Source organism: Hymenobacter terricola (genome assembly GCF_017921975.2).
Taxonomy (GTDB): domain Bacteria; phylum Bacteroidota; class Bacteroidia; order Cytophagales; family Hymenobacteraceae; genus Hymenobacter; species Hymenobacter terricola.
Genome location: NZ_JAGEMO020000001.1, coordinates 86,598 through 109,219, shown reverse-complemented (window position 1 = coordinate 109,219; position 22,622 = coordinate 86,598). Strand labels below are relative to the sequence as shown.

The window sequence follows — 22,622 nt, the reverse complement described above, 5'->3', positions numbered from 1 at the left end:
GAACCAACCATTGTTGTATGCGCCTTGCCTTACTTGGATTTTTGTTGCTGTGGATGAATGGGCTGGCTTTTGGTCAGCAAGGGACGCTGGCGGGAAAAGTAACGGATAAAAAGACCAGCGAGGGGGTTATCGGAGCCACCGTGCTGGTGACGGGTACCACCCAGGCCGCCCCCGTGAACGTGGACGGTAGCTACTCGCTGCCCCTCGACGCCGGTACTTACAACATCACGATGACGTATGTGGGCTATAAGCCGCTCACGTTCCCGGGCATCGTGATAAAAAGCGGCGAGACGACTACCCTGAACGGCACGATGGAGGAAAGCGCCACCAGCCTGACCGAAGTAACCGTGACCGGCGTGAAGCAGACCGGCACTGAAGTGGCGATGATTCAGGACCTCAAAAAAAGCGAGGTGGTGGTAAACGGCATGAGCAGCGACCAGATTGTGAAAACCCTGGACCGCGACGCGGCCGAGGTGGTGAAGCGCATTCCGGGCGTGACTATTCAGAACAATAATTTTATTGTGATTCGCGGCCTGGCTGAGCGGTATAACACCGTGCTGCTGAACGATGCCCTCACGCCCTCGGCGGAGGTAGATACCCGCTCGTTCTCGTTCGATATTCTGCCGAGCTCGGTGATTGACCGGATTCTGATATTTAAATCGGGTGCTCCGGAGCTGCCGGGCGAGTTTGGCGGCGGCGTGGTGAAGGTGTACACCAAAAACTCGGTGCTCGAAAACACCACCAACTTCTCGGTCTCGGCCTGGGGCCGCACGGGTACCACTTTCGGCAGCGGTTACCAGCAGAGCGCGCACAGCAGCACCGACTGGCTGGGCTTCGACGGGGGCCTGCGCAAAGTGCCCGGCGTGATTGGTAATGAGGCGTATGACGCCAACGCCGCGCTTACCAAAGGCCAGCTGCAACAGGCAGGCACTGAGCTGCGCAACGAGTGGAAGCCTACGCTGAGCACCGCGCTGCCCGACCTGCGCGCCTCGCTGGGCATCACCCGCAAGTACGAAATTGGCCGGGTGTACCTGAGCAATGTTACCTCGGTGTCGTACTCCAACACCCACGAGCAGTATAGTGTGCTGCGCCAGCGTCTGCAAACCGGCAACCTCTCGTACTCTTACAATTACAACGACCTACGCTCGCAGACGGCCAACCGCCTGGGCGTGATTCATAACTGGCAGGCCCGCCTGAACGACCACAACCGCCTGGAGTTCCGCAATTTCCTGAACCAGTACGGCACCGACGAGGTGATTCACCGCACGGGTATCGACTATATTCAGGGGGGCGACGGCAAAAACCGCGACAACTACGCCCTGCACTACCAAAGCCGGACTATCTACTCGGGGCAGCTGGGCGGCACGCACGACCTGGGGGCCGAAAAAAGTACGACCCTGACCTGGAACACGGGCTACAACTACGTGTTCCGCGACGAGCCCGACTACCGCCGCTTTCGCACAGGCAGCGACGTGCCCCGGCCCGGCCAGCCCGCCACCCCTTATCTGGTAGAAATCAGCCAGCGCGGCTCGCAGGAAGACAATTCGAGCTATTTCTCGCAACTGAAGGAAAATACCTACATGGCCAGCGGCCAGCTGGAAAAGCGCCTACAAGGCCGCGACTCGACCCGCGCCAACCAGTACAAGCTGCGCGCCGGCTTCTACACCGAATACAAGGAGCGGACTTACGCCAGCCGATACTTCTCCTTTACGCCGGGAAGCGAGGATTTTTTCAACAACGACTTGCGGCTGCTGCCAATCGAGACAATTTTCGCACCTCAGAACCTAGACCCGAAAACGGGCTTCATTCTGAGTGAAGGCACGAGCGCCGAAGACAGCTACCACGCCGACAACACGCTGGTGGCGGGCTACCTCAGCGCCGTGGCCCCGATTTCGGACAAGTTCAACGTTTCGGGCGGCGTGCGGATGGAGTACAACCGCAAGTTCCTGCGCTCGGGCAACGACGCAGTGCCAGCCTACGAGGAAAAGAAGTATTTCTTCCTGCCTTCGCTGAACGCCACTTACAACTTCAACGACCGCAGCCTGCTGCGCCTGGCCGGCAGCGAAACCCTGAACCGGCCGGAGTTCCGCGAAATTGCCGAGTACTCGTACTTCGACTTCGCCAACAATGCCCTCATCAATGGTAACCGCAACCTGCGCACGGCCAAAATATACAACGCCGACCTGCGCTACGAGTTCTACCCCTCGCGCTCGGAGCTGCTGTCAGTGGGGGTGTTCTACAAGAAATTCATTGATGCCATCGAGCAGGTAACCAACTCGACCACCGGCTCGGTGTTGCAGCTAACGTACCAGAACGCGGCCAGCGCCTACGACGTGGGCGTGGAAGTGGAAGCCCGCAAAGGCCTGGTCGACATCACCGAAAATCCTTTCCTGCGCCACATTTCCTTTGTGCTGAATGCCTCGCTCATCAAAAGCCGCGTGACGCTCAACGACACCGCGGCCAGCTCGGTGGATAACAACCGCTCGCTGCAGGGCCAGTCGCCCTACGTGGTGAACACCGGCATTTTCTACCAGGACGATGAGCGGCACTGGCAGATTTCGGCCCAGTACAACATTATTGGGCCGCGCCTCCAGTTTGCCAGTAGCAACGGCCAGAACTTTTCCGTGTACGACCTGCCGCGCCACGTCATCGACCTGGCCGCTACCAAGGGCTTCGGCCCCCACCTGGATGTGCGCATTGGCATTCAGGATTTGCTGAACCAGTACACCCGCCTGTACTACGATTCGAACCGGAGTGGCGGAATCAGTAGTGCCGACACCGGCTCCTTCGCCCGCTACCGCAAGGGCCAGTATTCCACGGTCGGCATCACCTATAAGTTTTAAAGTGAATGACAAAGAAGCCCGATTCGTCGGGCTTTTTTGGCGCTGCCCCAAATATGGCTACACGATATGGTAACACGGGGCAAACCGAATAGTAACGTTCAAAAGGACCACCTGCATAAGCCACTGCCGGACCTTTGCATCAGCAACCACCGCTTGATTTTACCCAGTCCACTTACCTGACCATTTCCTTATGAAAAAGCTTGTACTCACTGCATTGATGGCCGTTGCAACTGTTGCGGCCGCCTCCTCTGCCCAGGCCCAGACCGTGTGCCCAACTGCTCCCACCCCCATCACGGTGGACGGCGTACGCATCACCACCAACACCACCTGGACCAGCAACAACATTTACCTGCTGAAGAACTTCGTGTTCGTTGAAAGCGGTGCTACGCTCACCATTCAGCCCGGCACCATCATCAAGGGCGACCTCGCTACCAAGGGTACCCTCACCATCAAACAGGGTGGCCGCATTGATGCCCGTGGCACGGCTACGCAACCCATCGTCTTCACTTCGAACCAGCCCGCCGGCTCGCGGGCCCGGGGCGACTGGGGTGGGGTGATTCTGCTAGGCCGCGCTACCCAGAACATTCCCGCTACGCCCACCGCGCCGCTGCCCAGCATTGAGGGCGGCCTGCCCGTGGCCGATGGCGTGTTTGGTGGCACCGACGACGCCGACAACTCCGGCATCATGCAGTATGTGCGCATCGAATTCCCCGGCGTGGCATACAGCACCGACAACGAAATCAATGGCCTGACGCTGGGTGGCGTGGGCAACGGCACCACGCTCGACCACATCCAGGTATCGTACTCCGGCGACGACTCCTTCGAGTGGTTTGGGGGCTCAGTGAACGCCAAGTATCTCATCACCTACCGCGGCATCGACGATGAATGGGACACCGACAACGGCTTCCACGGCAAAGTTCAGTTTGGCGTGGCCCTGCGCGACCCGAACGTAGCCGACCAGTCGGGCTCGAACGGCTTCGAGAGCGACAACGATGCCCTCGGCTCTAACAACTCGCCCCAGACCTCGGCCGTGTTCTCGAATATGAGCAACTTCATCGCCCCTGGCACGCTGAACAGCAATTACAAGCGCGGCATGCACATTCGCCGCAACTCGGCCCTGAGCGTGTTCAACTCGGTGCTGACCAGCTACCCGGTGGGCCTGCTGCTCGACGAAGGCACTGCGCCCTTCTCGGCCACCAACTCGGCCGTGAACGCCGCCAACGGCTCGCTGAAGCTGCAAAACAATGTATTAGCCAGCTTCGCCCGTGGCTCGGTGGCTACCCGCGTAAACGGTAGCACCTACAACGTGAAGCAGTTCCTGGGCGCTACCAACGACACCACTTCCACGGTGGCCAGTCTGTTGCTCAATGCCAACAACTTCACCCTCGGCAGCCCTAATTTCGTGCCCCAGGCTGCCACGCCGCTGGCCACTGGCGCCGCCTTCACCGATGCCAAGCTGGCCGGTACCTTCTTCACGCCGGTAACCTACCGCGGCGCTTTCGCCCCGGCCGGCACCCCCAACGCCGACTGGACGGCCGGCTGGACCACCTTCGACCCCCAGAACTTCTGCTACAACCGCGCTGGTGTGGTAACCGCCGCCCGCGTGAAAGCCGAGCAGAGCCTGCAGATGGGCGTGTACCCCAACCCTTCGGCCGGCACGGCGAGCCTGTCGTTTGCCCTGCCCCACGCCTCGGCTACGACGGTACGGGTGTTCGACGCTACCGGCCGCCTGGTGGCCACCGTGGCTGATGCCCGCAAGCTGACGGCTGGTACCCAGCTGCTTGCCCTGCCCGCTGGCCTGCAGGCCGGTATCTACATCGTTACCATTACCACTACTGAAACCGCCGAATCGGTGCGCTTTGTGGTAGCCAAATAGTCGTCCTTACGTACCACAGCACCCTTACAAGAATAACAAAGCCTGCTCCGATTTCGGGGCAGGCTTTGTTATTGGGGAAAGGGGAAAGACCCGGCGCCGGCAAGACTGGTGTTACGAAAGTGTTACCAGGGCGGGGAATGCATAACAATTTGATGAATCAATCTTCATGTTAGACCCTTGGATACCGGGGGAACTTTGTGGCTCAAATATCCCACTTACATTATGAAGCACGTTTTTGGAATGCGAGCCACCTGTTTCAGCTTGCTATTTCTGCTGATTCAGCACCTGGCTTCGGCCCAGGTAACTACCTCCGCCCTTAGTGGCAAAGTGACCTCCGACAAGGGCGAAGAGCTAATTGGCGTGACCGTGGTGGCCACCAACCTGCCCACCGGCACCAAGCGCGGCACCGGCACCGAGCCCGACGGCCGCTTCACCATCCCGAACCTGGCCCCCGGCGGCCCCTACGAAGTAACCGTAACCTATGTAGGCTTTAAAGAACAGAAAGTTAGCAACGTATTCCTGACCCTGGGCAACACCACCCGCCTCAACTTTGTGCTGGCGGCTGAGGCCCAGGCCCTGAACGAAGTAGTGGTGGTGGGCAACACCCAGGCCACCAAAACCGGCGCCGGCACCAACGTGGGCAGCGCCGCCATTCAGCAGCTGCCCACCATCTCGCGCAGCATTACGGACTTTACGCGCCTCGACCCGCGAAACTCGAACAACTCCTTCGCCGGCAGCTCGTTCCGCTACAACAACATTACCCTGGATGGCGCCGTGAACAACGACGCCATTGGTTTTTCGCCCTCATTGGGCGGCCAGAGCGGCAGCAGCGGCCTGCCCGGCGGCTCGGCCCGCGCCAACCCGATTTCACTCGATGCCATTCAGGAAATCCAGGCGTCGGTGGCGCCCTACGATGTGAAGCTGGGCAACTTCACCGGCGGCTCGATTAACGCCGTGACGCGTTCCGGCACCAACGAGTTTACGGGCTCGGTGTACGGCTTCGGCCGCAACCAGAACGTGACCGGCAAGAGCATCGACGGCAGCCAATCGAAGATTGGCACGGCCTACCACGACTACCAGACCGGCTTCCGGCTGGGCGGCCCCCTCATCAAGAACAAGCTGTTCTTCTTCACCAACGCCGAAATTGCCCGCCGCACCGAGCCGCAGTTCTACGGCGCCGGCTCGCCCGGCTCGCCCGTGACCACGGACCTGGCCCAGCAGATTACCGGCAAGCTGAATAACTACACGGTGCGCAACGCCGACGGCTCGCTGGGCACCGCCAACTACAACGTGGGCGAGTACGGCGACTACAACATCCACGCGAACAGCAACAAGATTTTTGGCCGTATCGACTTCAACCTGAACGACAAGACCAGCATTGCGCTGCGCCACAACTTCATCACCTCGGAAGCCACCAACCTGGAGCGCTCGGGCAGCTTGTTCAAGTTTGGCTCGCAGGACTTCACCCAGCACAACGTGCAGAACTCGACGGTGCTGGAAGTGAAAAGCAACTTCAGCAGCAAGTTTGCCAACAACCTGATTCTGGGCTACACCAACATTCACGACTACCGCGACCTGCTGGGCGGCCAGGCCAACCTGTTCCCGTCGGTGCAGATTAACAACGTGGGCACGACGATGGGCACGCCCGGCACGTCGAACTACTACTCGGGCTCGAACCAGATTCTGCTGGGCTCGGACCGCGAAGCCAGCATCTTCAACCAGCGCCAGAAGACGTTTGAGCTCACCGACAACTTCACGTACTACGTGGGGGCGCACGCCCTCACGCTGGGCACGCACAACGAGTTCTACAACATCGACTACGGCTTCATCAACTCCTGGAACGGCCGCATCGAGTACAACAACGTGAACGACTTCCTGAACGACCGGCCCAACCGCATCCGCGGCACCTACAACAACGGCACGGTGGGCGACAACTCCTACGCCTACAACTACAACAACCCCTCGGCCCAGTTCAACATCAACTTCTACAGCGCCTACCTGCAGGACGAGTGGAACGTGACCGACCGGCTGAAAATCACGCCCGGCATTCGCTTCGACATTGCCTCGCTGCCCACCAAGCCGGCCCTGAATTCGGTCCTGGTGAACAACCCGCAGAACGACGTGAAAACCCTGAACCAGACCTACTCGCACACGCCGTGGTCGGAGCTGAACAACAACTACCTGGGCCAGGTGCAGTTCTCGCCCCGTTTGGGCTTCAACTACGACGTGAAGGGCGACCAGTCGTTCGTGATTCGCGGCGGCTCGGGCATCTTCACCGGCCGCGTGCCGTTTGCCTGGTTCGGCTACGCTTATTATAACAACGGCGTGAATTTCAACTCGGTAGACCAGAACAACATCCAGAGCGGCGCAGGTGCGGGCACCAAATACTACCTCAACACCAACCCGAACCTGATTTATTCGCAGCTGCCCACCACCACCTACAACCCCGCCAACCTGAAGGGCAGCCCCACCGAAGTGAACCTGGTGGACAACAACTTCAAGATGCCGCAGGTGTGGCGCTCGTCGCTGGCCTTCGATTTCAAGCTGCCCACCGGCACCCGCTTCTCGGTGGAAGGCCTCTATACCAAGACCTTGCAGGACGTGCGGTTTGAGAACATCAACCTGACCGACAACGTGACTTACCTTGCCAACGGCCCCACCCAGAGCCCCGTGTACTCGGCCCCGGCCGGCGGCAGCACCAAGGTGAACTCCAGTTTCTCGAACGCCTTCTTCCTGACCAACACCCAGAAGGGCTACCGCTACCAGCTCACCGGCTCGGTGGGCCAAACGATTAACAACCTGGTGGACGCTTCGGTGGCCTACACCTACGGCCAGAGCAAAGACATCAGCAACGGCATCCGCAACTCGCCCCAGAGCAACTGGGAGCTGAACCCGGCCCTGAACGTGAACGACCCCGCCCTGGCCTATTCCAACTTCGACCTGCGCCACCGCGTGGTGGCCTCGCTGAACGTGCACAAGGCCTTCGCCCAGCGCTTCACCGGCTACCTCACTTCGGTGCTCACCTACGCCAGCGGCTCGCCCTACACCTGGGTGTACAACAACAACTTCTTCGGCAATGGCCAGCAGAACGTGCAGCTGGCCTACATCCCGAAAACCGCCGGTGACATTGCCATCGTGAGCCGCCCAACTTCGGCGGCTGCCTACTCGCTGGACGCCGGCCAGAACGCCGCCTTCAACAGCTTCGTGGACAACGACAGCTACCTGAAAACCCGCCGCGGCCAGTACGCCGAGCGCAACGCCGGCCGCACCCCCTGGAACAACCAGGCCGACGTGCGCCTGATGATGGACGTGAAGCTCGGCAACCTGGAGGCTAACGCCGCCGGCATCGCGCCCAAAGGCCACACCATCCAGATTTCGCTGGACATCATCAACTTCGGCAACTTCCTGAACAGCAGCTGGGGCCGCCAGTACTTCGTGCCCAATACCTTCAACTCGACGCTGGGCACCGGCCTCTCGCAGGTGGGCTACATCAACGACGCGGGCACGGTGTCGGGCACCTACAACGCCAACACGTTCAACCGCCCGGCCTTCACCTACGGCACGCCGGCCACCTACTCCATCGACCAGCTGGCCTCGCGCTGGCAGGGCCAGTTGGGCCTGCGCTACTCGTTTTAGTGGTGAATGCTTAACGGTTAGCGGTTAATTCCGGCTGACTGCGAATGCCAACAAGCCGGCCCTGAAAATCAGGGCCGGCTTTGTTTTTGGGGCCGCTGGTTGTCGAAAGCCTAGCTTTACACCCCAATTAACCACTCCTCATTAACCGCTAACCGTTGAAAACGCTCCGCGTTTTGCATCTGCCCAAGTGGTACCCCAACCGCTACGACGACCAGGACGGCGATTTTGTGGGCCGGCACGTGGCCGCCATTGCGGCGCACGGCGGCGCGGAAGTGGCGGTGCTGTTTGCGGCCGTGGCGCGCGGCCCGCTGCCGGCCCTGACGGATGCGGAGGAGGATTTTGCCGGCCCCGTGCCCACGCTGCGCTACTACTACCGCGCCGCGCCCACCGGCCTGGCCCTGCTCGACAAGCCGCTGAAGCTGCTGCTGTATTTCTGGTGCCTGCTGCGCGGCTACCGGCGGCTGCGGCAGTACTGGGCCGGCCAGCGACCCGATGTAGTGCACGTCCATGTATTGCTGCGCACGGGCTTGTTTGCGTGGGCGCTGCGGGCGGTGCGCGGCATCCCGTTCATCATCACCGAGCACTGGACGCTGTATTTGCCCCTGCGGTCGGCGGGGATTTCGGGGCTGCGGCGGGTGCTCACGCGGGCCGTGGTGCGGCGGGCGGCGGCTCTGCACACGGTATCGGGCGGGCTGCGCGATGCCATGGCGGCGCTGGGCTTTGTCAATAAAAATTCCGTCGTCATCGCCAACGTGGTCGATACCGACTTGTTTCGGCCACAGCATAGCCCGGAAAATACTTCGGAAAACCGGCCGGTCAGGGGAGCGTTAGCCAGGGCAACTGGTGCCGGTGACCTACCGGGCCCGCCCACGCTGCTGCACGTTTCGGCGTATCAGGATGGGGTGAAAAACATTTCGGGCGTGCTGCGCGTGGTGGCGCGGCTGCGCACCGCCTGGCCTGGCCTGCGGCTGCGCATCGCCGGCTACGGGCCCGACGAAGCTTTCCTCCACGAATACGCGGCCTCGCTGGGCCTGCTGGCCGATGGCACCGTGGCCTTCCTCGGCAAGCTGCCGCACGAGGCCGTGGCGGCCGAAATGGCCCGCGCCACGGCCCTGGTATCCTTCAGCCGCGCCGAAACCTTCGGCTGCGTGCTGCTGGAGGCGCGGGCCTGCGGCTGCCCGGTGGTGGCCACCCGCACCGGCGGCGTGCCCGAGCTATTCCAACCCGAAAACACCTTCGGCCTGCTGGTGCCCCCCGACGATGAACCCGCACTGGAAGCCGCCCTAACGGCCGTGCTGGCCGGCACCGCGCATTTCGACCCCGCCCGGCTGCGGGCCGATGTGGCCGCCCGGTGCGCGCCCGCGGCGGTAGGGGAGGCGTTTGGGGCCGTGTACCGGCAGGTGCTGGGCAGGTTGGAATAGGAACGTCATGTCTCGGCTGCGCTCGGCATGACGTTCTTTTGCTGATGAATCTTGTTCCCTCATGTTAAAGCGCATCTTCCAGCATTTCGCGGCGCGGGTCCTCACGGCGGGGCTGAGCTTTGCGGTGGTGTGGCTCACGGCGCGGTACCTGGGGGCGGCGGGGCGCGGGCAGGTGAGCTTGTTTTTTACCGATATGTCGGGGCTGGTGCTGCTGGCGGGGCTGGTGGGCGGCTCATCGCTGATATACCTGGTGCCCCGGCGTAACGTGTGGCACTTGCTGCCGCCAGCCTACGGCTGGGCCGTGATGGTGAGCGTGGCTGGCGCGGGCGCAGTGTATCTGCTGCGGCCCGTGACGCCGGAATACGGGCTGCACCTGGGGGCCATCACGCTGGTGCAGGTGCTGCTGTCCATCAACCTGTTTCTGCTGCTGGGCCGCAAGCGCGAGTGGGATTATAATGCCCTGACCACTGCCCAGGCGGCCCTGCTGGCCGGGGCCCTGGCGCTGGCTTTTGGCGCGATGCACTGGCTCAATATTCGGGCCTATTACTACGCCAATTACGTGGCCTACGGCCTGCCCTGGCTTATCAGCACCGGGCTGCTGCTGCGCCTGCCCGATGCCTGGACCAGCCACCGCGCCCGGCGCCGGGTAGCGGCCCGCGAGCTGGCCCGCCACAGCCGCGGCGCGCATTTGTCCAACCTGCTGTCCTTCGCCAACTACCGCTTCGGCTATTACGCGGTGGCGTACCTGGCCGATGCGCGCGCGCTGGGCATCCTCTCGGTAGGCGTGGCCCTGGCCGAAGCCATCTGGCTGATTCCGCGCAGCACGGCGCTTATTCAGTACGTAGCCCTGGTAAATGCCGCCGACAAGCGCGGCCAGACCTACGCGGCCCTGCGCGGCAGCCGGCTCACGCTCCTGGCCACGGCTGCCGCGGTGGGCCTGCTGGCCGCTGTGCCGGCCGCGTGGCTGGCGGCCGTGTTTGGGCCGGAGTTTGGGGCGGCGCACGGCGTTATTCTGGCCCTGGCGCCGGGCATTCTCATCAATGGCGCGGGCATGCAGGCCAGCACGTATTTCAGCGGCACGGCCCGCTACCGCGTGAACAACCGTGCCGCCCTGCTGGGCCTCGTTGTAACCGTGCCGGTGAGCCTGCTGCTGGTGCCGCGCCTAGGCATGGTGGGTGCCGCGTTGGGCATGACGGCCTCCTACACGGCCAGCGTGGCCTACCTCTTCTGGCACTACCGCCGTGCCATGAGCGCCGAATGGCCCGACCTGCTGCCCGGCTGGGGCGACGTACGCTGGCTGGCGCTGCGCTTAATGAGGAATGAGGAATGAGGAATGAGGAATTGGCCAGATGGATTCCTCATTCCTCATTAAGCCGAAGGCGTTTCATTCCTCATTAAGCGCAGCGTCCCTACCGCACCACTTCCACCCAGCCTTTTACGCGGTGGCCGTCGGGGTAAATGAGCAAGTAGTAGTACACGCCATCGGGCTGGCCGTCGGCGTTCCATTCGTCGTGGTAAACGGCTGATTCGAATACTTTCTGGCCCCAGCGAGAGAACACCTGCATACGCGGCTGGCAGTCGGGGCCCAGCTTAAAGGTTTGGTTCTGCGCGTCGCCGTTGGGCGTGATGATGTTGGGCACGTTCCGCTCCTTTACGTCCACGAGCGGCAGCGAAGCCTGGGTTTCGCAGCGGTTCGAGTTGTAGCGCACCCGCACCAACGGCTGGTAGGCGCCGGGCGTGGTGTAAACGTGCGTCGGGCTGAGTTCAGTAGACTGGCTGCCATCGCCAAACTCCCATACCACCGTTGGCGTGGCCGGAAGGCCGGAGCCCGCCAGCGTAAAGCGCAGCGAGAGGGGCGCCAGCCGGGTTTCGGGGCAGGCTACGGGGGCCCAGGTGGGCGCCAGCTGTGGCACAGTGGCCACGGATATGCGCCGCGTGGCAGTGCCCGTGCAGGGGCCTGCGGTGAGGCTATACGTGAGCGTGAGCGGGGCCGGGAAGCTGGCCGGGGGCGTAAACGTGAAGCCCGTGGCGGCGTTGCCGCTCACCCCCGGCCCGCTGAACGTGCCGCCCGCCGGGCTGCCGCGCAACGCAAACGGCCGGGAACTGCCGGGGCACAGCACGGTGTCGGGGGCCAGGGTAGGCGTGGGGGTGCTGAGCAGCGTAACGGCTTGCGTGGCCTGCGCGGTGCAGCCATTCAAAGTCACCGTGTACGCGAGCTGCACGACGCCGGCCGCCAGATTCGGCGAAAAAAAGTAGCCCGTCCCGCTGCTGCCGCTGATGCCCGGCCCGCTGAATATGCCGCCCGCCGGACTGCCCGACAGCGCCACCACCGGCAAAGTCCCCGATGCCGGCAGGCAGAAAATGGTCTGCGCTATCGTGAGGCTGACCGTGGGCGGAACCGCCACCGTCACGCGGCGGGTGCCCGAGCAGTTGTTGGCCACCGTGTAGGTGAGGGTTTGCACGCCCACCAGCGCCGCCGTGGGCGTAAAGAAATACCCGGCGGCCACGCTGCCCGTCACGCCCGGCCCCGACCATACGCCGCCCGTCGGGCTGCCCACCAAGGCCTGCGGCCCGGCTGTGGCGCACACCGTTTGGGCCGTCCCGGCATTGGCCACGGTAGTGACCGTGACGGACTGCGTGGCCGTTGCCAGGCAGCCGCTCACGTTCAGCGTATAGGTCAGCACATAAGTACCAGCAGCAATATTGGGCGAGAAAAAGAAGCCCTGGGCCACGCTGCCACTCACACCTGGTCCGCTAAACGTGCCCCCGACCGGGCTGCCCGCCAGCGGCACCAGGGGCAGGGCCGGCGTGCCAGGGGCCGGCAGGCAGTAGTTCGATTGGGGCAGGGTGAAGCTAACCGTGGGCGGCACCGATACCGTGATGCGGCGGCTGCCGGTGGTGGTGCACAGGCCGGTGCTGGCCACGGTGTAGGTGAGGGTTTGCACGCCCACCAGCCCCACCGTGGGCGTGAAGAAATAGCCGGTGGCCACGCTGCCCGTCACGCCCGGCCCGGTCCAGACGCCCCCCGCCGGGCTACCCGTCAGGGCCTGCGGGCCCGCCGTGGCGCACACTCCCTGGTCGGCGCCCGCGTTGGCAATGCTGGGCTGGAAATTGAGCACGAAGGCCGCGTTGTTGCAGTTGCTGCTGAGGTTGGTGGTGGAATACGTGTTGGCGCCCGGCGGAATGGGAAAGCCCGTGAACGACAAGCAGGAGCAAACTGCCTGGTACACAATGCCCCGTGGGTCGAAGCGCGAGGTGCCGCCGTCCACGTGCTCGCCTTCGCTGCCGGAGGCGGTGTTGCCGTAGAACGTGCCGTAGGTGAGGCCCGTGAGGCCCGCCGAAAATTGCGCCAGATAAAAATCGCTGCCGTCGGTGGTGGTTTGGGCGGCGCCGGGCGTGGTGGGCAGGCCCGTGGTGTAGCCGTTGGCATCGAGGTACGGGTCGCCCAGCTTGTTCACCTGGCCGCCCCAGCCGCACACGTACACGCGGTCGCAGCGGTCGACCAGAAAGGCCGTGGGATTCAGGCTGATGAAACCAATGTTAGAGGGTGACGTGCTGCCAAATACCATTGAGAGCTGGCTCAGGCCCAGGTTCGCATCGAGTTTCTGAATGAATTGGGTGCCGTTGGGCGTGTTGTAGAGGCCGGGCGTGACCGGGAAATTTCCCAGCGTCTGGCCCAGCAAATACACGCCGCCATCGGTGCCCAATTGCAGGAAATACGCTTGGTCGTAGTCGGTGGTGCCCACGTAGGTGGCCCGCAGCAGGCTGGTGCCGCCGGCCGCGATGCGGGCCGCGAAGCCATCTACATCGCCAAGCCGGGCGGGCCGGTAGGCCCCCGCCGTCACCGGGAAGTTGGGGCTGAGGGTGCCGCCGGCCACATACACGTCGCCGGTAATGGGCTCCAGCTGAATGGAATAGGCTGCGTCGGCCCCGGAACCGCCCAGGTAGCTGCCCCAGGTGAGGGCCGAGAGATTGGGCGTGAGCTTACACACCACGCCGTCGGAAGTACCGCCGTGGTAGACGCTGCTGAAGCCCCGCGCCATGGGAAAATTGCTGGAGGTGGTGTGCGAGGCGATGTACACGTTGTCGGCCGCGTCCACGATGATGTCGCCCCGGAACGGGTCGCCGTAGTTGTGAGCCAGCTGCGGCGTGGCGCTGAAGGGACTATTGCTGACGTTGAGCGGCAGCAGCCCGTCGTTGCCGGAGCCGCCCAGGTAAGTGGAGCCCAGCAGCGCCGTGCCGTTGGCATTGAGGCGGGTGATGATGAGGTCCGAGCCGTTGGGCGAGTTGTAGGGCGAGTAGCTGTAGCCGAACGGTGCCGTGGAAGTGCCCCCCGCGAAAGTGCGTTGCAGCGCCCCGGTGGTAGTGGGGTAGCTGGTGGCCGAGCCCGCCACTCCCGTCGACCCCGACGAGCCCAGTATCAACAGCTCGCCCTGGTTATTCACCACCAGACTGTGCGGGTAATCGGCGCTGTTGCCGCCCAGGTAGGTGGCCCACAGCCGCGCCGCCGGCCCCGTAGCCGCCGTGTTGTACTTGATAATGGCAATGTCGATGAGCGCCGAAAACAAGGTCTGGAACGCCCCGGCCGTCGTCGGGTAGCCCGTGCCGAAGGCAATGCCGCCCGAGTACAGGTTGCCCTGCGCGTCATAAGTGGCCGTGAAGCCCCAGTTGTCGGCCGTCGAGCCGGAGTAGGTCGAAAACACTACCACCGGGTCGATGGTCAGCGGGCGGGCGGGGTCGTATTTTCCCAGGGCGAAGTGCGTTACCTGGCCGGCCAGCACGTAGCGGCACGGCACGGCGCGGCGCTGGCCGGTGGCATCGGTTTGCCAGGCCTGGGGGGCGCGCTCGGTGATGGTGCCCACGCTGGTTTTCACCAGCAGGTTGCCGGCGGCGTCCAGCTTCAGGCCGTCGGCGCCGTCGTGGCGCAGGGCAATGACGGCCGGCCGGGCCCCCGGCGCCAGCTCAAAATCGTACTCCAGGTGCTGGTCGGCGCTTTCGTACACCCGCGCCGCCACGCCGGGCCATAGCCCGGCGTAGTGCAGCTCGCGAAAGCTGCGCACGTCGCTGGCCCAGTGCCGGGCATCGGCGCCCAGGAAATAGCTGCGGTGCTCGGCCGTGGGCGTTTCGGCGGTGACGGTGGCCGGGCCGGCGCCCTCAAAGTGCAGCTTCAGCGCGTGGCCGTGCACCACGCTGTCGGCTGCCGGCTTGGTGCCCTGAGCCGACTTCTGGAGCCCGGGGTGGACCGGGCCGCCGCTGGCCAGCAGCGCAAACGTCAGCCCATCGGCTTCGGCAAAGAGGCGGCCGCCGGGCAGGGGGGCCATGTAGCGGGCGTGCTCGTCCCACTGGCCCTTGTTCTCAATGAATTCGAGGGTGTGGCTGGCCGGCCCGGCATGCTCGCCCGCCTGGCCAAAAGCCTGGGAAGCGAGGGAAATCAGGAATGCGGCAGCGGCAAAAGGTAGCGGTAGTTTCATGTAAGAATAATGGGAAAGGATGGGCGGGTTCCAGTAAAGATAAAGACGTTGTATTGGCGGTTAGCAGTGAGCAGTGAGCAAAAGAAACGTCATGCTGAGCGGAGCGCAGCGCAGCCGAAGCATCTCGCGTGTGGTACTAACTCAATCGATTGGTTTACTTGAGCACGCGAGATGCTTCGCTGCGCTCTGCATGACGTTCTTATGCTCACTGCTCACTGCTCACTGCTCACTGCTCACTGCTCACTGCTCACTGCTCACTGCCCTTTATCGTCGCACCTCCACCCAGCCCTTGGCGCGGCGGCCATCGGCGTCGCGCAGCAGGTAGTAGTACACGCCGCTGGCCAGGCCGTTGGCGTCCCAGTTGTTGTGGTAGTCGTCGGTCTGGTACACCCGCTGGCCCCAGCGCGAAAACACTTCCAGTGACGCCGGCCGGCAGCTGAAGCGGGGCCGGAACGTCTGGTTCTGGTTGTCGTCGTTGGGGGTGATGATGTTCGGCACAAACACGTCGCCCACCACCACGGGCGCAAACCCGGTGAGCACCTCGCAGTTGCCGTAGCGGGCCGTGAGGTGGATGTTGTAGGTGCCGGCTTCGAGGTAGCGGTGGGTGGGCGTGGCCTCGGTGCTGAGGGGGCTGCCATCGCCAAAATCCCAGCTGTAGGTGGCGTGCGGGGCCAGCAGCACGGGCGTCAGCGGGCAGTCGAAGGGCGCAAGGCCGGCGTACTCCGGGGCCGCTTCGCACACGGGCAGGTTCAGGTCCACGTTTTGGGTGGAGGTGGGGGCCAGCACCACCGTGCGGGTGGCCGTGGCCTGGCAGGGGCCCTGCGTCACGGTGTAGGCGAGCGGGAACACGCCGCCCCGGTTGTTGGTGTTCGGGGGCGTGAAAAAGCCGCCGGTCGATACACCCGTGCCGCTCCAGATGCCACCGGCCGGTGCGTACCCGAGTAGCTGAAACGGCTGCCGCAGGTCGGCGCACAGGGTGGTGTCGCGGCCGGGCGTGACGGTGGGCGGCCGGGTCACCAGCACCTGCTGAGTAGTGACGCCGCAGCCCAGCGAGTCGGCCACGGAATAAGTGAGGGTGTGGGTGCCCGCGCCCGCCGTGGCCGGGTCGAAGCGGCTGCCCGACACGCCCGGCCCGCTGAACGTGCCGCCCGCCGGCGTGGCCGTGAGCGCCACGCTGGGCATGGTGGTGCACTGCGGCGGCACCGGCGCCAGCACCGGCACAATTGGCGGCGCCACCACGTAGCGCACGGGCCGCGTGCTCTGGCAAATGCCGGTGGTAGTCACCGTGTAATTGATGATGTACTGCCCCGGCCCCACCAGCGAGGGCACAAAGCGGTAGCCGCCGCCCGCCACGGCCTGCACGCCCGGCCCGGCCCACACGCCGCCCGTTGGGGTCCCGCCCAGGCTCACGGTGCCCCCGTCTGCGCACACGAAGCGGCGCGGGCCGGGGTCGGCCGTTATCACGTCGAAGGTCATTTTGAACGCGCCGTTGTTGCAGTTCGAGCTGCCGTTGTGCACGGTGTAGCTGCCCGCGCCGGGCGGCAGCGGGAAGCCCTGCGTGCCCCGGCAGCTGGCGCACACCGCCTGGTACACCACCCCGCGCTTGTCGAAGCGCGAGGTGCCGCCGTCGACGTGCTCGCCGCCGCCGCCCTGCTCTCCGAAGTACGTGGCGTATTCCAGCCCCGTCATGCCGGCCGCAAACTCAGCCAGGTAGAAATCCGAGCCGTCGGTGGTGCGCTGCACGGCATTGGGGGTGGTGGGCAGGCCGGTGGTGCTGCCCCCGAGGTAGCCGTCGTTGTCGGTTCCGCCCCAGCCGCTGATGTACACCCGCTCGCAGTCATCGACCAGAAAGGCTGTGGGCACAATGTTGGGGCCGCTCTGGCTCACGCTGCTGCCAAACGTGGTGCTGTAAATGCTGGCGGTCAGGTCCGGGTTCAGCTTTTGAATGAACTGCTTGCCGCTGGCCACGCTGTACAGGCCGGCCGTGACGGGGAACTGCCCCAGCGTTTGCCCGAACAGGTACACATTGCCCCCCGCGTCGAGCTGCAGGAACTGGGCCTGGTCGTAGTTATTGGTGCCGATGAAAGTGGAGCGCTCCAGCGTCCGGCCATCGGCGCTGATGCGGGCCGCGAACCCATCAATTCCCCCGCCCTGGAAGCTGGTGTGGTAGGCCCCGGCGGTGGTCGGGAAGTTATTGGGCTGGTTTAAAGCAAGCTGAATCGAAGCGCCGCACACGTACACCCGGCCCTGGGCATCGCGTTGCAGCGAGTACGCCGCGTCGGCGTCGGTGCCGCCCAGCAGGCCGGCCCACGTCACCGCGCTCAGCGCCGGGGGCAGCTTGCACACCAGCGCGTCGGAGACGCCCCCGCGGTAGCTGGCGTTGAAGCCCTGGGCCAGGCCCGGGAAATTGGTCGAGCTGGTGTTCGAGGCCACGTACACGTTGCCGGCGCCGTCGAGCAGCACATCGCTGCGGAAGGCATCGCCGTAGTTGCCAACAATGGTTGCCGAGGACAGCACGCCGTCGTTGCGCGCCCCGCCCAGGTAGGTGCTGGCCAGCAGGGCGCTGCCGTCGGCGCTGAGGCGGGTTACCACCAGGTCGGAGCCGTTGGGCATGTCGTAGGGCGCGCGCCCGGCCCGAAAGGGGTCGAGCGGGGTGCCGCCCCCAAAGCTGCGCTGCAAAGCCGTGGCCGAGGTCGGGTAATTTGTTGACGACGTGCTGCCGAGAATCACCAGCTCGTTCTGGTTATTCACCACCAGGCTGTGCGGGAAGTCGGCGCTGTTGCCGCCCAGGTAGGTGGCCCACACCCGCGCCGCCGGCCCGCTCACGCTGGTGTTGTACTTGATAAACGCCATGTCCTCCACGCTGCTGAAGCTGGTGCGGAAAGCCCCCGTGGTGGCCGGGTACGAGCCCCCGGTGTCGAACACGATGCCGCCCGAATACATATTGCCCGCGTTGTCATAAGTGGCCGTGAAGCCCCAGTTGTCGGCCGTCGAGCCGGTTAGGGTGGAAAACTGCACGGTGGGGTCGATGGTCAGGGCCCGGGTCTTGTCGTAGGCCCCGAGGGCGAAGGTGACGGTGCTGCCCGTGAGCACGTAGCGGCAGGCCACGGCTTTGCGCTGGCCACTGGCATTGGTTTGCCAGGCCTGCGGGGCCAGCTCAGTGGTGGTGCCCACCGTAGTGGTGATGATGAGGCTGCCGGCCGCGCTCAGGGCCAGGGTGGTGGCGCCGTCGTAGCGCAGGGCCACGCGGGCGGGGTTGGCGCGGGGCGCCAGCAGCACGTCGTATTCGAGGTGCTGGCCCGCGTTTTCGTACAGCGTGAGGGCGATGCCGGGCCACAGCTCCTCGTAGCGCAGCCGCCGGAAGCCGCCCACGTGGCTGGCCCAGCGCTTGGCATCGTTGCCAATGAAATAGTTGTACTCGCCGGCCGTGGGCGTCTCGGCCGTGAGACGAACGCGGGCGCTGGCTTTCTCAAAATGCACGGTGTAGGCGTGGGCCGCGATGCCGGCCGCCGCGGCCGGGGCGGGCTGGCCGGTAACCGCGCCGTGGTGGTGGCTTTGCAAAAAAGCCGGGTCCAGAAAGGAGTAGGTGAGGGCGTTGGGCAGCACGAAGAGCCGGCCGGCCGGCAGCGCGGCCTCGTAGCGCACGCGGCTATCCCACTGGCCCTTGTTCTGGATGAACTCCAGGCTGGGCGTGTTGGGCTCGCCGCCGGCGGCGCACGCCGGCCGGGCCGGAGCCAGCAGGGCAAGCAAAGGAAGCAGGGCCAGAAACCGACGGCCGACAGTGCGGAAAAGTAGAGGCATACAAGCGCCAGAGGCAGAAACGGGTGGGAATGGGAACCAGGAAAAGCCGCGCCGCAACCAGCCGCGGCGGCGTGGTTTTGCCGAAACGGCGGAACTGCAAATTTCGTGCAAGGCTTGGCGGGGATTGCGCCGGGGCGGCCGGCCATTTTATAAAAGCGCCGGGCTATTTCTGCCGCCGCTACCTTTGTGGCCTCCGTTGCTTGTGCCGTGCGCCGCTCTTTCGCCTTCAAACTTACCCTGCTCACCCTGGTCTGGCTCCTGCTGGCCATTGCCTGCGAGCAGGTGCCGGTGCGGGCGTTCTGGCCCGTGCAGTTTGGGGCCCTCACCACGCCGGTAGCGCTGCTGTGCACGGTGCTGCTGGCGCTGTACTGGCTGCGGCGCAACTGGCGGGTGGCGGCGCTGCCCATCGTGGCCCTGGGCCTGACGTGGCCGCACGTGCAGCGCGGCCTGGCCCTGCACGCTTCGCTGACTGAGAAATCAAGCAGGAAGGAGGAGAAGCTGGCGAACGGAGAAATGCTGCATTCCACCTTCTTCATCCCTCCTGCCAAAAGCGTCCTGCTGCTCTCGGCCAACGTGCGCATCTTCAACGTGTACGCCGCGTTGCGCGACCCGAATTTTGCCTCGTCCAAAGCCTTCATCCATTGGCTGGCCGCCAGCCCGGCCGACGTGCTCTGCCTGCAGGAATACTACAACGTGCCCACGGGCTTGGACCGGGAAAGCAAGGTGTTCCGGACCGACGAGTACCTGGGGCGGGCCAGTGGCCGGCACAGCTTCGTTTCCACCAGCCTCACCAACGTTATCGGGGCGGAGTTTGGGATGGCCATTTTCTCGCGGTTTCCCATCGTACGCCAGCAAACCATTCCCTTCGGCAAGCTCTCGCAGAACCACGCCATGTGGGCCGACCTGGCCCGGCCCGCCGCCCGCACCGGCACGGGCCGCCCCGACACCATTCGGGTGTTCAACGTGCACTTTCAAAGCATGGCCATGGATGCCGGCGACATTGCCACCGCCACCGAAAGCCGCGCCGGCCTCCGCGACAAGGCCCCCAACCTGCTGCGCCGTTTCCGCAGCGGGGCCGTGGCGCGGGGCACCCAGGTCGACACCGTGCTGGCCTGCGTGGCCCGCTCGCCCTACCCCGTGCTGCTGGCCGGCGACACCAACGACCTGCCCTATTCCTACACCTACGACCAGCTCGCCGACCATCTCCAGAATGCCTGGGCCACCGTGGGCCTCGGCCTCGGGGCTACCTACAACGGCAAGCTGCCCGGCCTGCGCATCGACCAGCAGTTTGCCGGCCCGCAGTGGCAGGTGCTGGGCTGCCGCGTGCACCGCGAAATCAAATGGAGCGACCATTTTCCCGTCGAAGGGCTGTATCAGTTATCAGTTAATGGTGAGCAGTGAGCAGTTAACAGAGAGCAATGGTTAATCGGCATTGAAGTTTTGAACTGCTCACTGCTCACTGAGTAATTTTGGCTATGGAAATGTCTAAGCAGGAAGCTGGCCCACTGTTGCAAAAGTCATTCGCTTTTGCGGTGCGGATGATGAAATTTCACCGACACCTGCAAACCAATGAACGCGAATACATTGTTTCCAAGCAATTGGTCCGTAGCGCAACTTCAATAGGTGCGAACGCAGAAGAAGCTACCGGTGCCATTTCCACTGCGGATTTTACCAGCAAGATTTCCATCGCTTACAAAGAAGCCCGCGAGACAGGCTACTGGCTTCGGCTATTGCAGGCCACCGGGTACATTGAAGAGAAATTGTTCTTATCACTTCACGACGATTGTCAGCAACTTTGTCGTATCCTTTATTCCATTCTCCGGTCAAGTGGCCGCGCCTAATATCAGTTAATAGTTGTCAGTGAGCAGTTATCAGTGCTGTTTATTTTGCATCCGAACAACTACGAACTGATAACTGCTCACTGATAACTGTTAACTGATTTTCATGTCGCTCTCGCTCTACAACACGCTTACCCGTAAGAAAGAAGAATTCCAGCCCCTGCACGCGCCCCAGGTGGGCGTGTACCTGTGCGGCCCCACCGTGTACAGCGAGGCCCACCTCGGCAATGCCCGCGGCCCGGTGGTGTTCGACGTGCTCACGCGCTACCTGCGCCACCTCGGCTACCAGGTGCGCTACGTGCGCAACATCACCGACGTGGGCCACCTCGAAAGCGACGCCGATACCGGCGAGGACAAGATGGAGAAAGCCGCCCGCGCCGCCCGCATCGAGCCCATGCAGGTGGCCCAGCACTTCACCAACCGCTACCGCCAGCACATGCTGGCCCTCGGCTGCCTGCCGCCCGACATCGAGCCCCAGGCCAGCGGCCACATCATCGAGCAGGTGCAGGTGATTGAAGAAATTATTGCCAACGGGCTGGCCTACGAGGTGAACGGCTCGGTGTATTTCGACGTGCCCGGCTACAACGAGCAGCACGATAAAGAGGGCCGCTACGGCAAGCTCGCCAACCGCAGCATTGAGGACCAGCTGGCCGGCACCCGCGTGGGCCTGGAAGGCCAGAGCGAAAAGCGCAGTCCGCTGGATTTCGCGCTCTGGAAAAAAGCCTCGCCCGAGCACATCATGCGCTGGCCCTCGCCCTGGGGCGAAGGCTTCCCCGGCTGGCACCTGGAGTGCTCGGCCATGAGCCGCAAGTACCTCGGCGAGCTGTCCGACATCCACGGCGGCGGGCTCGATTTGATGTTTCCGCACCACGAATGCGAAATCGCCCAGAGCCAGGGCAGCCACGCCCACACCGACGAGGCCCGCTTCTGGGTGCACAACAACATGATAACCGTGAACGGCACCAAGATGAGCAAGAGCCTGGGCAACTTCGTGCTGCTCGGCGACCTGTTCACGGGGCCCACCGGGCCGCTGGCCTTCGGCTACTCGCCCATGGTGGTGCGCTTCTTTTTGATGCAGGCCCACTACCGCAGCCCGGTTGATGTGAGCGACGACGCCCTGCAAGCCGCCCGCAAAGGCTACCGCAAGCTGATGAATGGCCTGCGCCTGCTGGACAAGCTGGATGTTAGTGGTTCGTTGTCAGTGGGTAGTGAGGAAAATAAGAACGGCCCGGCAACCGATAGCCAACAGCTGACAGCCGAAGCCACGCAGCTGCTGCAACTGGCCGCCAAGCCCGCCGAATTCCTCAACGACGACCTGAACACGCCCCGCGCAATGGCCGCGCTGTTCGACCTGCTGAAACGCTTCAACACGCTGGCGGCCAACCCTGCCGCGCTGGCCGAAGTGGGCCCCGAAGCCCTGGCCGCCGCCGCCGGCACCTACCGCACCTTCGTGCAGGACGTGCTGGGCCTGCGCGACGAGCCCCGCGCCAACGCCGAGCAGCTGCTGGACCTCACCCTGAGCTTCTATTCCGAAGCCAAAGCCGACAAAGCCTACGACAAAGTCGACGTTATCCGGGCCGCCCTCAAAAGCCAGGGCATCGTGATAAAAGACACCAAGGCCGGCGTGGAGTGGGCCTACAGCGAGGAGTAGCCGCCGCGTAACTGCATTAAAATTAACCGACATAATCGTCAGGCTCCCCTCTTTGGGGGAGAGGGGCCGGGGGTGAGGTTTCACC

The 22,622-nt window shown here is 63.9% G+C and carries 10 protein-coding genes; 8 read left to right on the top strand and 2 right to left on the bottom strand.

Annotated elements, in window-relative coordinates:
* Window positions 1–17: 17 nt before the first annotated feature.
* From J4G38_RS00320 to J4G38_RS00300, 5 genes are all read left to right on the top strand, one after another.
* Window positions 18–2,843: a TonB-dependent receptor gene (locus J4G38_RS00320; RefSeq protein ID WP_210514115.1), complete on the top strand. Its 2,826-nt coding sequence runs from the start codon at window positions 18–20 to the stop codon at window positions 2,841–2,843.
* A 190-nt stretch (window positions 2,844–3,033) separates the two neighbouring features.
* Window positions 3,034–4,719 (top strand): T9SS type A sorting domain-containing protein, encoded by a 1,686-nt coding sequence (locus J4G38_RS00315; RefSeq protein WP_210514114.1) that lies wholly within the window; start codon window positions 3,034–3,036, stop codon window positions 4,717–4,719.
* A 222-nt stretch (window positions 4,720–4,941) separates the two neighbouring features.
* Entirely contained in the window at window positions 4,942–8,355 is a 3,414-nt protein-coding gene (locus J4G38_RS00310; protein WP_226163027.1) for a TonB-dependent receptor, read from the top strand.
* A gap of 155 nt (window positions 8,356–8,510) precedes the next feature.
* Window positions 8,511–9,776: a glycosyltransferase gene (locus J4G38_RS00305; RefSeq protein ID WP_210514112.1), complete on the top strand. Its 1,266-nt coding sequence runs from the start codon at window positions 8,511–8,513 to the stop codon at window positions 9,774–9,776.
* Between the two features lie 61 nt (window positions 9,777–9,837).
* Complete coding sequence (locus J4G38_RS00300) at window positions 9,838–11,106, top strand: lipopolysaccharide biosynthesis protein (protein ID WP_210514110.1); 1,269 nt, start codon at window positions 9,838–9,840, stop codon at window positions 11,104–11,106.
* Between the two features lie 79 nt (window positions 11,107–11,185).
* Here the strand turns inward: J4G38_RS00300 and J4G38_RS00295 are convergent, their stop codons facing one another.
* Together J4G38_RS00295 and J4G38_RS00290 are read right to left on the bottom strand one after the other, a co-directional pair.
* Window positions 11,186–15,247, bottom strand: coding sequence for a DUF7948 domain-containing protein (locus J4G38_RS00295; RefSeq protein WP_210514108.1), 4,062 nt, complete (start codon window positions 15,245–15,247; stop codon window positions 11,186–11,188).
* 264 nt (window positions 15,248–15,511) lie between these two features.
* Window positions 15,512–19,048, bottom strand: a complete 3,537-nt coding sequence (locus tag J4G38_RS00290) for a DUF7948 domain-containing protein (RefSeq protein WP_210514106.1) — start codon at window positions 19,046–19,048, stop codon at window positions 15,512–15,514.
* A 207-nt stretch (window positions 19,049–19,255) separates the two neighbouring features.
* Between J4G38_RS00290 and J4G38_RS00285 the strand changes: the two genes are divergently transcribed.
* The 3 genes from J4G38_RS00285 to cysS all read left to right on the top strand — a co-directional run bounded on the left by J4G38_RS00285 (window position 19,256) and on the right by cysS (window position 22,537).
* Window positions 19,256–20,449: an endonuclease/exonuclease/phosphatase family protein gene (locus J4G38_RS00285; protein WP_210514104.1), complete on the top strand. Its 1,194-nt coding sequence runs from the start codon at window positions 19,256–19,258 to the stop codon at window positions 20,447–20,449.
* Between the two features lie 80 nt (window positions 20,450–20,529).
* Window positions 20,530–20,889, top strand: a complete 360-nt coding sequence (locus J4G38_RS00280) for a four helix bundle protein (protein ID WP_210514824.1) — start codon at window positions 20,530–20,532, stop codon at window positions 20,887–20,889.
* Between the two features lie 103 nt (window positions 20,890–20,992).
* Entirely contained in the window at window positions 20,993–22,537 is a 1,545-nt protein-coding gene (gene cysS, locus J4G38_RS00275) for a cysteine--tRNA ligase (protein WP_210514103.1), read from the top strand.
* The last annotated feature ends 85 nt before the right edge of the window (window positions 22,538–22,622 follow it).

Excerpts from the sequence above, each read along its gene's own strand:
- J4G38_RS00290 (WP_210514106.1), bottom strand. The coding sequence starts at position 19,048 with ATGCCTCTACTTTTCCGCACTGTCGGCCGTCGGTTTCTGGCCCTGCTT.
- J4G38_RS00315 (WP_210514114.1), top strand. The coding sequence starts at position 3,034 with ATGAAAAAGCTTGTACTCACTGCATTGATGGCCGTTGCAACTGTTGCG.
- cysS (WP_210514103.1), top strand. The coding sequence starts at position 20,993 with ATGTCGCTCTCGCTCTACAACACGCTTACCCGTAAGAAAGAAGAATTC.
- J4G38_RS00320 (WP_210514115.1), top strand. The coding sequence starts at position 18 with ATGCGCCTTGCCTTACTTGGATTTTTGTTGCTGTGGATGAATGGGCTG.
- J4G38_RS00300 (WP_210514110.1), top strand. The coding sequence starts at position 9,838 with ATGTTAAAGCGCATCTTCCAGCATTTCGCGGCGCGGGTCCTCACGGCG.
- J4G38_RS00280 (WP_210514824.1), top strand. The coding sequence starts at position 20,530 with ATGTCTAAGCAGGAAGCTGGCCCACTGTTGCAAAAGTCATTCGCTTTT.
- J4G38_RS00295 (WP_210514108.1), bottom strand. The coding sequence starts at position 15,247 with ATGAAACTACCGCTACCTTTTGCCGCTGCCGCATTCCTGATTTCCCTC.
- J4G38_RS00310 (WP_226163027.1), top strand. The coding sequence starts at position 4,942 with ATGAAGCACGTTTTTGGAATGCGAGCCACCTGTTTCAGCTTGCTATTT.